Source organism: Stygiolobus caldivivus (assembly GCF_019704315.1).
In the GTDB taxonomy this organism is placed as follows: Archaea; Thermoproteota; Thermoprotei_A; order Sulfolobales; family Sulfolobaceae; genus Stygiolobus; species Stygiolobus caldivivus.
In genome coordinates this window covers 1973068-1986247 of the sequence record NZ_AP024597.1, presented here as the reverse complement: position 1 = coordinate 1986247, position 13180 = coordinate 1973068, and the positions used below count along the sequence as shown (strand labels likewise).

Here is a 13180-nt window from a genome sequence, read left to right as displayed (position 1 = left end):
ATGAACAAAGAGGTAAAGAAAGAAGGTAAAAAAGGCGTTACTACACAAACCGGCGGAAAATAAACTTCAAGGAAAGTATTATGGCAATTGAAAGTAAGATACCACTAATCAATATATATATATTTTTTTCATAAGTGTAAACTATTACTGAGTCTATCAATAACAGTACACCTACTATTTCGTATGACTTCAATTTAATATCACCTAACAATCAGTATAAATCTATAGGTAACGGTAACCTACTGCTATACCCGGATACCACATTCGCTAATCCCGCACTAAAGGCTAGTAAAAGGAATATATATATTGACGGGCCTAGTATTAAAGAAGTTATTAAGTGTGGCAGAACTTGTTGATAAAAGTATTCATATATATGAGGCTGATTACTAGATGGAATAGACGAATTGAGAGGATTAAGTCCCATGTTATCTAAGAACTGCGGTAAATAAGGTAAACCAACATAAAATACTATTGATGTACCTATCATTGCACCTCCTGCACTCCTACCTACTCTAAACGGAATTGCTAAAAATAATATTCCTAATGCAATGAAGATTCCAACATATTGATATATCAATGAAGAGACCGAAATTAAACCCTCAGTATATGTGATAATAGTTAGTAATATAGACATTAATTGACCTAGAGGTATTGTTAGAGCTAGATTAGCTTCAGTTAAAGCTAACGATGATATGAGGATTTTCAAGAATGCATATAGAACTTCTTCGAAGCTTAACACCTGATTAAGCCATTCTTCATAGGCTGGCCAACTAACACCCAACATTGTTAAAAGTTGTGTCATAAAAGATAAGACCGCGATGTATATACTATTCCAAATTATTACGTAAATTGAATCGGTTATTAGTCTTGGAGCCCATTTCTTTACTCCATATAGAGGAATAGGAAGGGCATAGATCAAAGAGCCTAAAAAATACGTCAGAGACGCAAGTAACTGAGAATAATATAGTATTTCAAAAACACTAAACATACTTTACACCTGCGATGCCACGTAGGAGATCAAATAAAATACGGTACTACCTATAGCCAAGAAAAACGCTGCGATGATTGCATCCTCAACAATATCCTGTCCTCCTCTTTTTATTCTGAAAATTGGTATTGGCGAACCTCTTAATGCCCAACCTACAGCCCATGCAAGTATAAATATGCTCCAACCTATTTCAGTTACAGTTCCTGTTAAATTAGTGATAAATGAAACTAACGTCATTTTCATTCATTAATTATTACTAATATTTTAGGATGAGTGAGTTAACCGAATTTGTTTCCCTCTTAAGTAATCTAAAATTATATCAGCTATAGAGTTTGGCGATATATTTTCTGTGTTTATAACTAGATCAAAAACTGTGAGATCAGACAGATCAATCCCGTAATATCTAAAAAAACGATCTTTATGGCTTTCTTCCCTTTTTATAATCTGATCTAGTGCTTCACTTTCCGGTATTTTATCCCTACTTGCAACCCTCCTAGCACGTGTAATTAATGGAGCAGTTAAGTAAACAGTTAAATCGGAAAAATTATGAAAGAGCCAACCAGCGATGTGAGATTCAATAACCAAGTTTTTATTATTTCCGCTAACTAAAGACAACAGTTCCATATCTATAGCTTTATCTATTTCAAAATCTTTCTCCGCCATTTTGTTAAGCTCTACTAAACTTACTCCCCTCTCCTCAGCTATCTTTCTAAACAACATCCCAGCAGAGATATACTCCACCGATAAAGTAGTAGAAAGAATTTTAGCAACAGAAGATTTACCGCTACCTGGTGGCCCGCTAATTATTATTATCATTAGTACCCTCTTAACGTATTTTTTATAAGTCTTTCAAGACACTTATGACATAAATAACCTCCAAAAGGTCTTTCAGGTCTTTTTTCGGTTTTACTGTACTTATAGACTTTATCTGTTTTTACCCCTCTTAAAGGTTCCTTACATATAGCGCAAACAGCTTCCGAAGTCTTCTTGTCTTCATAGTGGATCTTAGACTTACCCGAAGGAGTCCTAATATAAACCCGCCTTAGCGACCTTGATCTCTGCTGAGGGGAAGGCATATTTAATTCAACGTGTCTGTAGTTTATAAAACCTTTGGTCTCCTAAGTGATAACGGAGTAAATAGCAAAAACGAAAGTATATAGATAAATAGATTATTTATTTCAGGTTTACCATCAACAGGTGGAGTAAGAATACTTGCATAAGGAAACAGTGCATAAGGAGGAGTTATATAGTTTAAAACTAAAATCAAACCTACCATGTACACGATAATTACAGTGAACGATTGGAAGAACATATAATTCCTTAGCTTATTAGTGTAAGTTTGAACTTCTGTAGAAACTGCCCTCATAACCTTATTTCGTCTCTTGTTAGATGTTATCGAAGATAATCTATCTTCATATTTTCTTATCATACCTATAGCTTCAATCATTTTAGGACTTAAATAGAACTTGTACCAAAGGTAGAGAAGAAAATTAAACAAAAAAGAGATTAATACTATATAAATTATTGAAATAAACATTAATTCCTCACTTCATAGATCTAATTATCTCATTAGCAGCAATAGCTGGGTCTCCCTCAGCATTTATAACGATCTTTACAGTTGCGCCAACTAATACTGCAGACGCCATCGCTGCGTATCTCGCAAAATTAATAGTTTCTACAATAACCTTTTCATCGCTATAATCCGTTCTACTTCTTGACGTATCTCTTTTCTGTCGTTCTAGGATAATATTAGGATCTGCCTCTAGTAAAAATATTATTGAGGGGTTTATTTCTTCAATAACATATTTAGGTAAACCTGGCAAATAGCCAGAAGGTGTTTTGATTACAGCATGAGTATCAATGAATAACATGCCTTCTCCTCCTTCCTTAGCTTCTTTGGCAATTCCTCTAGCCGCATCGATTTGCAGTTGCTTCTGTCTATCTATTGGAAGTTTCCTCATTTCATCCCTGTTATTTACATATCCTAAACTTATCGCAGTTTTTAACATAAAATCTCCATAATTAATTATCTTGTTATTTATACCCTCATTGGAAAGAATCTCTTTAACCTTTTGTAAAACCGTAGTCTTACCAACACCCGGTATACCGGTTACTATTCCAATCTTCAATTCTTACTCACCTATAATTCTCTTTAACAAGGGGTACATCTCTAATGTCCTCTCATATGCTAATAAATTATAGTATTGAATAGCTATAGTTACAGCTAATAACAATCCTACACCTGTCCCATACACGCCTAGAAATGTTGCTAACACGGCTATTACTCCTACAATTAGAGAACTAAAGAAACCTAACGGATAAATATACTTTGCTAGTATAGACTCAATAATTTTCGGGTTATTTCTCATTCCGGGGATTTCCACTCCTGCTTCTACCATCTGCTGAGCTTGCGTAGCAGGATCTAATCCAGCAACGTCAATCCACAAAATGCCAAATACTATAGATAGAACGATAAATACAGCAGCATATATCGCAGCACCAACTGGGTCAATTACTAAAGCATAAACACTGTGTGGTACGTTAGCTGGCGGGAAGAAGAAAGCATTAGCTATATCGCTAAGTATAGACCCTGCAGTGGAAGAAACACCAGAAGCTATAGATGAAAATAACTCAAAATCAGCACCTAAGACACTGACAAAAATGACCGGTATACTGCTTACGTATAAGAAATTTAATGGAATCGTACTTCTTATACCCCTTAACCTGGGACTAGTAACTGGTATTTGAACGTTAATACTAGTAAGGTAGATAATCAGCAGAGTCAGACCAATAGTCGATATTAAACCCACCAAGTCTGGTTGGAAAGGTGTGGTAGTACTAGTATTTACTATTAGATTCAGTAAGTTCTTCCCAGAAACCACATACGATACTAAAGTTGGGAAGAAACCTACCGGTAAATCTTGGTTTTGAACACCTGCAATGCCAAACATATCCCAAAACATAATCTTTGCTACCCCAGCTAAGATAAACAAGCTTATCCCTGATCCGAGTCCCCAGCCCTTCTGTATCATTTCATCCAACAATAAGATCACATATGTAGCAGCTATCAACTGTACGGTAACTATTGTAGCCAAGAGTAAACTGTTAGTAGCTTTTGTAAATACATAACCGAAAAGTGCAGACTCAACTATTATAAATAGAAACGCTAAACCCTTTTCGGCCTCTGTAAACTTAATCTGATCTTCTTCATCAGCTAGATCCATCTCTATTAATCTTGAACCGACTAAAATTTGCATAATTAGACCAGAAGTTATTATAGGGCCTATACCTAATTGTGCTAACGTACCCTGAGATGATGCAAAAATAATTTGCTCAGCTAGGAAATTACTCAAGAAAGAGTTAGTAGTCGATATACCGTATAGAGGTATGGATGACATAACAAGATAAACAATAAGGGCAATAAAAGACCACATTAACTTTTGACTTAATGAAGGCTTCTGCTTGGGTTTAGTAACAGCAGGCAAATACTCCCCTAGCTTTTCTAAGAAGTCAACAAATCCCATTGCAATCTAAAAAGCCTTTATTCCTTTGAGGTTAATATAATTTCTCCTCCTAATTGTTTAATCTTTTCCATAGCCTTTTCTGTAGCATACTTAACCTTGATTATAACAGGCTGACTTAAAGTCCCACCACCAAGTAATTTATCGTAACCGTATTGCTCTAAATCTATAATATTCTTTCCTCCTTCACTTACCATCTTTAAAGTTCCATTATCGATGAGGTTCTGTAGCATTCTTAAATTAATTGAACTTACCAATTTAGACGTTGGATTCCTAAACCCATGCTTTCCGTACCACCCTTCACCATATTTAACTAGCCAAGACCATTTTTCCTTATGCATGCCAATTGCCCTTCCACCTTCTTTTCCTCTATCCCTATGCTGACCTTTTGTACCCCATCCGTGTGTCCTATATCCCCTATATTTCCTACTCTTTTTCTCCTTTCTCACAACCATTTTTTACACCATCCTTTTAATTAATTCATTAATCTTTTCTCCTCTATAACCAAACTCTCCCATAGAACCGTAAGGCCTATTCACCTTACCTTTAAACCCTCCTTTAGGTGGATGCAAAGTTATAGGTAACTTAAAGTAATCATCCAGTTTACTAAGTTTAACTTCACCGTCTTTTATTTTCTTTACAAATTCATTATATCCATTTATTTTTAGAACTTTAGTTATATATTCATCATTAACCTTTTCTCCGTTGACAGTCTTTAACTTTGAGAGTAGCAATTTTAATCCCTCATCGTTTAACTCACCCCAAGTTATATAAGGAGACACTAACTTCAGCATCCCTTCAAGAGCTTTATTCTTCGGATAGATCATCGCACTAAATCTCCTCTTTAACCTTAACATCTCTAAAGTATCTTGAATAAACCACGGTGTAACAGCCCAACCCCTTATCCTAACTACAGCCACAAGTTCAGTCATTTTTTCCTCCCCCAGTCGGTAGGTGTAACAAATTTGTAGGTATTATATAAAGCATTATACCCAGCTTTTATAAAGTTCTCAGCCGTATAAGTAGAACCCCTAGTACGTGACCATGCATCTCTAATTCCAGCATAAGTTAACAATGTCTTTAATGCAGGACCTACCACTAACCCTGTCCCTTTAGGTGCTGGTAATAAAAAGACCTCGACACTTCCTGCCTTTCCGTAAACTCTAAAGGGAAGGCTATGGGATTCTCCGCATGTACACTCCCAACTTCCGCATCCTCTCCTCACTGGGATAATGTTAAGCTTAGCATTTCTAACTGCTTTCTGTATAGCAACTCTCAGTTGCTTCGCTTTCCCTGTCCCAAAACTAACGTAGCCGTCCATGTTACCCATTACTATGAGGACTTTGTACCTAGAGATCTCTCCAGCATCCGTTTGCTTCTGGACAATCTTTATATCTAGTACTTCATACTTCAGTTTAGGTAGTAACATATCTACTATCTCAGGCTCAACTATAGGATAGTTCCTTTCGAATAATTCCTTCATAGATGTTATTTTGCCTTCTTTAACCATCTGGCCTATCTTTGTCCTCGGTTTCCATTCTTCAGGATTTAATACTGGAACCTCCTCAGCCATTATGAACCAACCTCCTTTATTTTCTTTAATACTTCCTCAAAATGTTGAGGAAGATTTTCAGGGGATAACCCCCTAGATAGATACCTTGAGAAAAGCTTTTTGTACAGATCTGGGTTCTCAGATTGGAGCTTTTTAGCATATTCAGCAATATGTTGACCTTTTATCCTGTCATCTATATCACCTAACTCGCCTATAGGTATTTCTAATCCCGCATCTATTCCACCCTTAATTGCCGCAAATACCCTTCCACCTTTAACCGGCACAAACAGTCCTATATCTGCAGCGACGTTCTTAACCCCAGCCTTCAAGGCCCTCAAACCTGCTAAATACCCAGTTAAATACACAGCAGGTGTATTGTTAGTATCGCCTTTCCAACCAAATTTCTTAGCTAATTCAATTGAATGAGCGACAGCTAACATCTCGTCTCCCTTAGGATTAAACTTAGCGATGCTAACTATCACATACTCGTTTGTTATCCTCGGGACAAACCTAATTACGTCGTTAACCACATATACATATCTCCTATAATAATTAGTTTTACCTTCCCTTCTTCTTCTAAATTTTACCTTATAATTTGGACCGTGTGCCATTTACTCCACCTTATAACCTAACTGGTTAAGAAAAGTTTTCACATCATTCAGACTTTTGAACGCGTTTCCCTTAGCTCGCCTATATGCTAACCTATAAGCCTTCTTATCAATCACGTTATTATCCCTAAGCCATTTTAAATACTTTCTTATCTTTCTAATTTTCGAGACCCATAACTCCTTTTTTCCTTGTCTTGCTCCAGCCTTACCTTTCCTACTCCCATGCTTACGCCTCTCCCCCCTTTTCCTCTTCTTCTCTTTCCTTTCTTTTAACCTACCGTTACTTATCCCCTTACGGTGCTCAATTTCTATCTTTCCATCTTTTATAAGTCTCTTTATATCTTTTCTAGTTAAAGCTTCTGAGATCTCATCTATATATTCAGGGTTAAACTTTACGTTATTCAAACCAGTCTTTTTTATCTGAGCTGCTAATCTTTTCTGTAATAGCATATCTGGCATCCTTATCACCTATTAGCTATACGAATACCTAATTCGTCAGCTCTCTTTAATAACTCTAACCTCTTTTTTAGTCCTAGGTTAGCCTTAATGATGACTATGACCTTATCCTTCTGATCCTTAACCCTTTCGAGCTCCTTCATAGAACTTATTAATATAGGCTTAAGACCAGAGGGATGGAGACCTTTAATCTCTTTAGGGCTCCCATAGCCTATCTTAACTTTAGGGGGATAACCTTTCAGCTCTAACCTCATCGCATTATCTATTCCTCTAGGTTTTCTCCATGTCTCTTGTCTTCCTATCCTGTAATATTTATCCCAATCGTATCTATAAAATTCAATTTTCTTGCTTCTAATCTGTCTTATTTCCTTTTTAATTTTGTATACTTCATTACTTTTCATGACCGATCACCTCTTTTTTATATATGTAAATACCATCTGAAAACACTCTTCTATCATATCCAGTTATTTTAGCAGCTCTCTCTATATTAGCAGCGGTCTGTGAAACATTGTAAATATCAGTACCTTCCACTTCTATATCTTCTCCCTTAACTGTTACCTTTACGCCGGGTAAGATCTTTGCTTTTCTTACATTTTTCTCGCCTATTAAGTTTGTAATCTGCACCTCATCCCCTACTACTTTTACTGTCATCGGGAAATGAGTGTAAATTATCTTTAAATAATACTTATATCCGTTTATAACACCAGTGAACATGTTATCTATATGGGCCTTAATTGAGTAAAATAGAGCTTTTTTCCTCCTATCTGCAAATGTAGCCTCCAAAATTATCTTATTATCCTCTTGCTTTATAACTATACCTTTAGCGTGACTGAAATCCCTCTTAATTTCACCCTTAGGCCCTTTTACACTTAATACAGTACCTTCTAACCTAACAGACACTTTTTCGGGAATTGTAATTTCGTCATACAAGTATATGGCTTTCATAACCTAACACCACCTGAAAGATTTAATACACATAACCTAGTGCTATTCCTCCTATTCTCTCTCTTAAAGCCTCTTTATGAGACATTACACCCTTAGATGTAGATATAATAAGTATACCGATCTCCTTAGAAGGTAAATATTTTCTAACATAGTCAGGTAAGGTTAGTAAGTCCTTATACGTCATAGGATATCTAGGTGTAATTGGACCACATTTATTAATTCTGCCTAATAGTTGGACGGTTATCTTACCAGATCTACCATCATCAATGTATTCAAACTCGCCCACATAACCTTCTTTTTGTAAGACCCTGAGGACGTTAATTATCAACTTAGATGCAGGCATTATTATTGCTTGTTTTTTCCTTCTTATTTCATTATTATATAGAGTAACTAATGCATTTGACAAAGGATTAATAGACGGCATACCCATCACCTAGTTTTCTTAAAACCCATACTATATGCTACCTCTCTAAAACACTGCCTACATAAGTATAAACCATATTTTTGAATAACAGAGTCCCTACTACCACATCTCTGACATATTTGAACCCCTCTACCGTACTTCCTCTCAGCCGGTGGCTTATACTTACCCATACCTCTCACCCTTCTATTATCGTGACATTAAAGTTTTGCTTTAGGAATTCCATTGCTTCTTCTTTAGTAACCCTATGCCTTTTTGGAACCCTCGTATATTTCCTCCTTCTTCTCATCACTCTATAACCTGGCCTTATTAAGGTTATAACCACATCCATACCGAAAATACCTACTTCTGGATCATATCTCGTACCGGGGATGAGAACATGCTCTGCTATTCCAAAACCAACGTTACCGTAGTTGTCAAAATTTGACGCTTTTATCCTATAATTAATAGCAGCTAGCGCTTTTTTCAGAAATTCTACCGCTTTTTCCCCTCTAAGCGTGACCTTTACTCCAATGGGGGCTCCTTTTCTTACTCCAAATTCCCTGATAGACTTTCTAGCTTTAGTATAAACGGGCTTAGCACCAGTCAGATCTTGGAGAAGCTGATATGCCTTTTGGAGCCTCTCTCCCGATTCACCTAATCCAATGTTCACTGTTACTTTGTCTAATACTACCCTTCTCATTACGTTTTTTTGAATTGCTTGCTCTTCTGTCACAGTTTCACCCCTACATTAGGATCTAATTCGGACTCTCCTAAAGCCATAACGTTGAGGAGATTGGTCTCGTACGTAGTGTTATTTACTTCTAACGTAATTATACTGTATACCCTTTTCTTGTACTTAGCCCATTGTATATTCTTTATTTTTCCTATAGTTCCCACGTTTTTTCCTCCCGTAATTATTGCATAATTACCCTCTTTAACTGAATAACTTTTGACAATGTTCTGAGTAGGCAACTCTATTTTTAAGGTATCTAAGGTCATAAAATTATAATCATTTACCTTATCCTTAGGTATTAGAATATTTCTTCCATCTTCAAGATTTAACTGCATACTCCCACTTTTTTGTGTGGTTTTATTTAAAATTCTAACAAACTTATATCTAGCATCTTCCTTAGTTATATTAACTACATCTAAAAATCTAACATTATTAGGAACCACCCTCACTCTTATATCAGCGGAAGGTATCTCAACAACATCCATCAGTCCTACAGGGTATTTATAGTCACGCCTAACCCTACCGTCTACTGAAACTTTTCCATCAAATATGATCCTCTTAGCTTCTCTCGTAGTCTCAGCAACTTTAAGATAGTATTTCAATAGTATCGCTAAAGGTATACTTTCGGATAATTTATGAGGACCGGCAGAAGCTCTAATAATCCATTTATATGCCTTCTTAGGGGCTTTCAAAAACCATGGAGCTTCAAACCTAGTAATATGAACCATGTTTAACTGCCCTCCTTTTTCTCCTCCTTCTTCTTAAAATAATCTTCCCTAGCTTTTCTTTTTCTATCTATCGACGATACCCTTTCTTTATCACTCGTATCTAGCTTAGTTATTATAACCTTTGAAGCATGTACCCAAACAAATACTGGAGTACCATCAGCTTTCTTCCTTGTTAGTCCTTCAATTGCTATCCTACCAGTTTTAGTATTTACATCAGCAACTTTACCTTCGTACCCTAAATGTTCACCCCTAAGAACCTTTACTGTATCTCCCTTTCTGATTGAAAGCCTCTTAATACCGTACTGTTTTGCCAGATCTTCTGCAAGCTTAGCAGTAAGCATCTTGTGTCTCAAATGCTTAGGAGCTTCCCTTAACATTTGCCTTTGCTTTGAAGGTCTCGAGGATACCATCTTCAAATCACCATCGTAGCAATACTAGCTACTTTAGGCCATCTTTCAGCTGCTTCTCTAGCTATGGGGCCTCTAATCTCTGTACCCTTAGGAGTACCATCTGGATTAACTATAACGACAGCATTATCCTCAAAAGAAATCCATGTGCCGTCTGGCCTTCTGAACGGCATTCTCTGTCTCACTATTACAGCCTTAAATTTCTGTTTTCTAACCTCAGGCGTACCTCTTTTTACGCTTACCATTACAAGATCCGCTATATTAGCAAAAGGCACTCTCCTCAGGACACCTCTATATCCATAAACTCCGATTATCATAGCCTCTTTAGCTCCGCTGTTATCAGCGACTACTACTCTACTATTATGCTGTAATGCGGGAGTGAACCCTTTCCTGCTTCCTAAAACATTCAGCTTCTCGGGCATTTACCTCACCTTGATTTTCCAAGTACTACAAACGAAACTGATTTAGCAATTGGTCTAGTTTCCCCAATAATAACTTTATCTCCTTCTTTAACATCAAGACAAGCAGGTATGTGAACGTGAATTTTGCTCTTACGTCTCTCGTACCTTTTATACTTAGTGTTATAATACAAATACTCTCTTTCTACCACTCCAGTTCTTGTAGCCCTAAATTTGGTTAGTATACCATCTAGGATTAATCCCCTTACTCTTAAACTCCCATGGAACGGACAGTTCTGATCATCACATAACTTTGAAGGAAGTTCTATTCCCTCTATTCCAACGCTTTTAGCTGCCTGACCTTTTTTACCCATCACATCCACCTTTTCTCAGGTTTACCTACTAATTTAATCCCTGATATCACAAAAAACCTCCCTTTAAAGTTTATCGCGTAAATTCCATTTTCTTTTAAGACCCTAACTCTCTTTCCATTATTCAAGTCAATAATAAAGGTCTTATATGTTTCATCTATTATAATTCCAGATTTATTAAGAAAAAACGAGTCCGGATAAAATAAAATAGTGACTTTAGCACCTATAAGATCCACTATTTCTTGGCCTCCGCCTTCTCTTCACTTGGAGACTTATTGATACCTCGTTTTTTCTCTGCTAAAATTGTCATTATTCTTGCTATATCTTTTCGTGTATTTCTAATTGATGCAGTATTCTTAAGAGTCCCTAGTCTTGACTCAGCTTTTAGCCTTAATAACTGTGATTGAAGTTCTTTTAATTGTTCCAATAACTCTTTAGTATCTTTGTCTTTCAGTTCCTTAGGATTTAACACCATGTCAACTACCACCCTTATTATCATCAATAAAACTTACATTAGTTACAGTAACTGTTCCTCCCTCTTCTCCTCCTCTAGGTCTCTCTCTTATTTCAATTTTATCAATACTCCTAATAGGCTTAGTTATAACTACCTCGACACCAAACACACCGGGTTTTAACATAGCTACTGCAATTGCTCTATCTACAATTTTTTCAAGTTGTTGACCACTCTTATATACAACACCTTCCTTGAGCTTCTCGTATTTAGCCCTTTCAGTAGTTAGCTTTCCGCTGACTACTACCTCAGCACCATATGCGCCTGCCTTCATAATCCTTCTAATAGTTATGAATGCAGCTCGCCTGAAATGATAGCCTTTTTCTAGAGCTATAGCCAGCCTAAACGCCATAACTCGTGCATTAAGTTCTGGGTTTTCAACCGTAGTAACGGTTATCTGAGGGTTTTCAAGACCGAATAGTTTTTCTAAAATTTGAGCCAGTTGTTTTATCGTCTTTCCTTGCTTACCTATAATAAAAGCTGGCCTACCTGCATATATGACTACTCTAGTTCCTATAGGAGTCTTTATGATATCTACCCCAGCATATTCAGCATTATAAAATTGTTTTGCTAGATACTCATCTACTTTTACCTTTACCATTGATTTTTGAAGGAAATATTTCTTTATTAAGACCATTTTCACTCTACCTCAGCTAAGACTACTTCTATGTGAGAAGTATACTTATACTTATGAGTAGCTCTACCGAACGCCCTAGGCAAGTATCTTTTTAACGTAACACCTCTATGAGCAGCTATATGAACAATCCTTACACTATCAATGTCTAGCCCTTTGCTTGTTGCATTATTCTCAGCATTCTGTAAAACTTTAAGAACGTATTTTACTGCCTTTTTAGGATATCTACCACTTTTTACTTTCCACTTTTCTGAAATGTTAGACTTATGAGAAGCTCCATGAGAATATCTCCAAAAAGGTAATGCTTCCTCTTCTCTCATTACCCTCTCCAAGAAGGCTTTGGCGTCTTTTAACCTCATACCTCTTATAGCTTTACACACGTTGTAGAGATCTCGCACTGATGAGTCAACATTCCTCATTACAGCTCTAGCAACCCTGTCTTCAGGTATAGACAATTGAGGGTATGACCAGTTCGGCATATTTCATCCCTTCATAGCTAGGAATAGGCTTGATCTGGTTGCTTTTAGTCCAGGCTCTCCATGCTCTACCTTCTTTGTGGTTATCGAGAATTCTCCCAAGTAATGACCTATCATCTCAGGCATAACTTGAAATTCAACATATTCCTTTCCGTTATATACAGCAAATCTCAATCCTACCATTTCAGGTAAAATTATCATATCCCTAACATGAGTCTTTATGACTTTATTATATTTTCCTTCTCTCGAATGTTTTCTAATTTTTTCCAAAAGTCTCCTTTGCCTATCAGAAAAACCTCTAACTAAAGATCTCCTTTGCCTCGAAGGTAAAAGCTTTATAAACTCGTCCATAGACATATTCAACAATTCATCTAACGATTTACCCCTATATTTGAATTTTTTCCATTCAGGTGGATATTCAATCGACACGTAAACACCCCACATCTATT

At 36.5% G+C, this 13180-nt stretch carries 26 protein-coding genes; all 26 read right to left on the bottom strand.

From position 1 onward, the window contains the following. Positions 1-211 precede the first annotated feature (211 nt). The 26 genes from cedA to KN1_RS09540 are packed head-to-tail and all read right to left on the bottom strand — an operon-like array spanning position 212 to position 13160. A complete protein-coding gene (gene cedA / locus KN1_RS09665) occupies positions 212-988 on the bottom strand; it encodes a DNA import protein CedA (protein ID WP_221287349.1) in 777 nt (258 codons plus the stop codon). Between the two features lie 3 nt (positions 989-991). Next, positions 992-1225 carry a DNA import protein CedA1 gene (cedA1, locus tag KN1_RS09660; RefSeq protein WP_221287348.1) on the bottom strand — a complete coding sequence of 78 codons (234 nt, stop codon included), beginning with the start codon at positions 1223-1225 and terminating at the stop codon, positions 992-994. A gap of 27 nt (positions 1226-1252) precedes the next feature. Further along, on the bottom strand, positions 1253-1804 hold the full coding sequence (gene cmk, locus KN1_RS09655; protein WP_221287347.1) for a (d)CMP kinase: 552 nt from the start codon (positions 1802-1804) through the stop codon (positions 1253-1255). Next, positions 1804-2064: a 50S ribosomal protein L34e gene (locus tag KN1_RS09650; protein WP_221287346.1), complete on the bottom strand. Its 261-nt coding sequence runs from the start codon at positions 2062-2064 to the stop codon at positions 1804-1806. The genes cmk and KN1_RS09650 overlap by 1 nt, the downstream gene beginning before the upstream one ends. Before the next feature lie 23 nt (positions 2065-2087). Next, complete coding sequence (locus KN1_RS09645) at positions 2088-2486, bottom strand: hypothetical protein (protein WP_225905643.1); 399 nt, start codon at positions 2484-2486, stop codon at positions 2088-2090. A 46-nt stretch (positions 2487-2532) separates the two neighbouring features. Then, positions 2533-3117, bottom strand: a complete 585-nt coding sequence (locus KN1_RS09640; protein WP_221287344.1) for an adenylate kinase — start codon at positions 3115-3117, stop codon at positions 2533-2535. Between the two features lie 3 nt (positions 3118-3120). After that, complete coding sequence (gene secY / locus KN1_RS09635) at positions 3121-4512, bottom strand: preprotein translocase subunit SecY (RefSeq protein ID WP_221287343.1); 1392 nt, start codon at positions 4510-4512, stop codon at positions 3121-3123. A gap of 17 nt (positions 4513-4529) precedes the next feature. Continuing rightward, positions 4530-4964, bottom strand: coding sequence for an uL15 family ribosomal protein (locus KN1_RS09630; protein WP_221287342.1), 435 nt, complete (start codon positions 4962-4964; stop codon positions 4530-4532). Between the two features lie 3 nt (positions 4965-4967). Next, positions 4968-5441 carry a 50S ribosomal protein L30 gene (locus tag KN1_RS09625; protein WP_221287341.1) on the bottom strand — a complete coding sequence of 158 codons (474 nt, stop codon included), beginning with the start codon at positions 5439-5441 and terminating at the stop codon, positions 4968-4970. Beyond that, entirely contained in the window at positions 5438-6082 is a 645-nt protein-coding gene (locus tag KN1_RS09620) for a 30S ribosomal protein S5 (RefSeq protein WP_221287340.1), read from the bottom strand. The genes KN1_RS09625 and KN1_RS09620 overlap by 4 nt, the downstream gene beginning before the upstream one ends. Beyond that, complete coding sequence (locus tag KN1_RS09615) at positions 6082-6672, bottom strand: 50S ribosomal protein L18 (protein ID WP_221287339.1); 591 nt, start codon at positions 6670-6672, stop codon at positions 6082-6084. The genes KN1_RS09620 and KN1_RS09615 overlap by 1 nt, the downstream gene beginning before the upstream one ends. Further along, positions 6673-7128, bottom strand: a complete 456-nt coding sequence (locus KN1_RS09610; protein ID WP_221287338.1) for a 50S ribosomal protein L19e — start codon at positions 7126-7128, stop codon at positions 6673-6675. It lies immediately after the preceding gene. 5 nt (positions 7129-7133) lie between these two features. Continuing rightward, positions 7134-7526, bottom strand: a complete 393-nt coding sequence (locus KN1_RS09605) for a 50S ribosomal protein L32e (protein ID WP_221287337.1) — start codon at positions 7524-7526, stop codon at positions 7134-7136. Further along, positions 7516-8070 carry a 50S ribosomal protein L6 gene (locus KN1_RS09600; RefSeq protein ID WP_221287336.1) on the bottom strand — a complete coding sequence of 185 codons (555 nt, stop codon included), beginning with the start codon at positions 8068-8070 and terminating at the stop codon, positions 7516-7518. Before KN1_RS09600 ends, KN1_RS09605 begins: the two co-directional genes overlap by 11 nt. Positions 8071-8092: 22 nt before the next feature. Next, positions 8093-8494: a 30S ribosomal protein S8 gene (locus tag KN1_RS09595; protein WP_221287335.1), complete on the bottom strand. Its 402-nt coding sequence runs from the start codon at positions 8492-8494 to the stop codon at positions 8093-8095. A gap of 5 nt (positions 8495-8499) precedes the next feature. Continuing rightward, complete coding sequence (locus KN1_RS09590; protein WP_221287334.1) at positions 8500-8664, bottom strand: 30S ribosomal protein S14; 165 nt, start codon at positions 8662-8664, stop codon at positions 8500-8502. A 5-nt stretch (positions 8665-8669) separates the two neighbouring features. Next, positions 8670-9173 carry a 50S ribosomal protein L5 gene (locus tag KN1_RS09585; protein ID WP_420857165.1) on the bottom strand — a complete coding sequence of 168 codons (504 nt, stop codon included), beginning with the start codon at positions 9171-9173 and terminating at the stop codon, positions 8670-8672. Between the two features lie 29 nt (positions 9174-9202). Next, a complete protein-coding gene (locus KN1_RS09580; RefSeq protein WP_221287332.1) occupies positions 9203-9934 on the bottom strand; it encodes a 30S ribosomal protein S4e in 732 nt (243 codons plus the stop codon). A 2-nt stretch (positions 9935-9936) separates the two neighbouring features. Then, complete coding sequence (gene rplX, locus KN1_RS09575; RefSeq protein ID WP_221287331.1) at positions 9937-10344, bottom strand: 50S ribosomal protein L24; 408 nt, start codon at positions 10342-10344, stop codon at positions 9937-9939. Positions 10345-10346: 2 nt separating this feature from the next. After that, positions 10347-10763, bottom strand: coding sequence for a 50S ribosomal protein L14 (locus KN1_RS09570; protein ID WP_221287330.1), 417 nt, complete (start codon positions 10761-10763; stop codon positions 10347-10349). 5 nt (positions 10764-10768) lie between these two features. Then, positions 10769-11113 carry a 30S ribosomal protein S17 gene (locus tag KN1_RS09565; RefSeq protein WP_221287329.1) on the bottom strand — a complete coding sequence of 115 codons (345 nt, stop codon included), beginning with the start codon at positions 11111-11113 and terminating at the stop codon, positions 10769-10771. Then, a complete protein-coding gene (locus KN1_RS09560; protein ID WP_221287328.1) occupies positions 11113-11346 on the bottom strand; it encodes a ribonuclease P protein subunit in 234 nt (77 codons plus the stop codon). The genes KN1_RS09565 and KN1_RS09560 overlap by 1 nt, the downstream gene beginning before the upstream one ends. After that, complete coding sequence (gene rpmC / locus KN1_RS09555; RefSeq protein WP_221290663.1) at positions 11346-11585, bottom strand: 50S ribosomal protein L29; 240 nt, start codon at positions 11583-11585, stop codon at positions 11346-11348. Before rpmC ends, KN1_RS09560 begins: the two co-directional genes overlap by 1 nt. Before the next feature lies 1 nt (position 11586). Beyond that, positions 11587-12258, bottom strand: coding sequence for a 30S ribosomal protein S3 (locus KN1_RS09550; protein ID WP_221287327.1), 672 nt, complete (start codon positions 12256-12258; stop codon positions 11587-11589). A 2-nt stretch (positions 12259-12260) separates the two neighbouring features. Beyond that, on the bottom strand, positions 12261-12734 hold the full coding sequence (locus KN1_RS09545) for a 50S ribosomal protein L22 (protein ID WP_221287326.1): 474 nt from the start codon (positions 12732-12734) through the stop codon (positions 12261-12263). Positions 12735-12737: 3 nt separating this feature from the next. Continuing rightward, entirely contained in the window at positions 12738-13160 is a 423-nt protein-coding gene (locus tag KN1_RS09540) for a 30S ribosomal protein S19 (RefSeq protein WP_221287325.1), read from the bottom strand. Positions 13161-13180 lie beyond the last annotated feature (20 nt).

Excerpts from the sequence above, each read along its gene's own strand:
- KN1_RS09580 (WP_221287332.1), bottom strand. The coding sequence starts at position 9,934 with ATGGTTCATATTACTAGGTTTGAAGCTCCATGGTTTTTGAAAGCCCCT.
- KN1_RS09610 (WP_221287338.1), bottom strand. The coding sequence starts at position 7,128 with ATGCCAGATATGCTATTACAGAAAAGATTAGCAGCTCAGATAAAAAAG.
- rplX (WP_221287331.1), bottom strand. The coding sequence starts at position 10,344 with ATGGTATCCTCGAGACCTTCAAAGCAAAGGCAAATGTTAAGGGAAGCT.
- KN1_RS09545 (WP_221287326.1), bottom strand. The coding sequence starts at position 12,734 with ATGCCGAACTGGTCATACCCTCAATTGTCTATACCTGAAGACAGGGTT.
- KN1_RS09620 (WP_221287340.1), bottom strand. The coding sequence starts at position 6,082 with ATGGCTGAGGAGGTTCCAGTATTAAATCCTGAAGAATGGAAACCGAGG.
- cedA1 (WP_221287348.1), bottom strand. The coding sequence starts at position 1,225 with ATGACGTTAGTTTCATTTATCACTAATTTAACAGGAACTGTAACTGAA.
- KN1_RS09650 (WP_221287346.1), bottom strand. The coding sequence starts at position 2,064 with ATGCCTTCCCCTCAGCAGAGATCAAGGTCGCTAAGGCGGGTTTATATT.
- KN1_RS09630 (WP_221287342.1), bottom strand. The coding sequence starts at position 4,964 with ATGGTTGTGAGAAAGGAGAAAAAGAGTAGGAAATATAGGGGATATAGG.
- KN1_RS09625 (WP_221287341.1), bottom strand. The coding sequence starts at position 5,441 with ATGACTGAACTTGTGGCTGTAGTTAGGATAAGGGGTTGGGCTGTTACA.
- KN1_RS09590 (WP_221287334.1), bottom strand. The coding sequence starts at position 8,664 with ATGGGTAAGTATAAGCCACCGGCTGAGAGGAAGTACGGTAGAGGGGTT.
- cedA (WP_221287349.1), bottom strand. The coding sequence starts at position 988 with ATGTTTAGTGTTTTTGAAATACTATATTATTCTCAGTTACTTGCGTCT.
- KN1_RS09550 (WP_221287327.1), bottom strand. The coding sequence starts at position 12,258 with ATGGTCTTAATAAAGAAATATTTCCTTCAAAAATCAATGGTAAAGGTA.
- KN1_RS09605 (WP_221287337.1), bottom strand. The coding sequence starts at position 7,526 with ATGAAAAGTAATGAAGTATACAAAATTAAAAAGGAAATAAGACAGATT.
- rpmC (WP_221290663.1), bottom strand. The coding sequence starts at position 11,585 with ATGGTGTTAAATCCTAAGGAACTGAAAGACAAAGATACTAAAGAGTTA.
- KN1_RS09570 (WP_221287330.1), bottom strand. The coding sequence starts at position 10,763 with ATGCCCGAGAAGCTGAATGTTTTAGGAAGCAGGAAAGGGTTCACTCCC.
- KN1_RS09615 (WP_221287339.1), bottom strand. The coding sequence starts at position 6,672 with ATGGCACACGGTCCAAATTATAAGGTAAAATTTAGAAGAAGAAGGGAA.
- KN1_RS09565 (WP_221287329.1), bottom strand. The coding sequence starts at position 11,113 with ATGGGTAAAAAAGGTCAGGCAGCTAAAAGCGTTGGAATAGAGGGAATA.
- KN1_RS09595 (WP_221287335.1), bottom strand. The coding sequence starts at position 8,494 with ATGCCGTCTATTAATCCTTTGTCAAATGCATTAGTTACTCTATATAAT.
- cmk (WP_221287347.1), bottom strand. The coding sequence starts at position 1,804 with ATGATAATAATAATTAGCGGGCCACCAGGTAGCGGTAAATCTTCTGTT.
- KN1_RS09585 (WP_420857165.1), bottom strand. The coding sequence starts at position 9,173 with ATGAGAAGGGTAGTATTAGACAAAGTAACAGTGAACATTGGATTAGGT.
- secY (WP_221287343.1), bottom strand. The coding sequence starts at position 4,512 with ATGGGATTTGTTGACTTCTTAGAAAAGCTAGGGGAGTATTTGCCTGCT.
- KN1_RS09600 (WP_221287336.1), bottom strand. The coding sequence starts at position 8,070 with ATGAAAGCCATATACTTGTATGACGAAATTACAATTCCCGAAAAAGTG.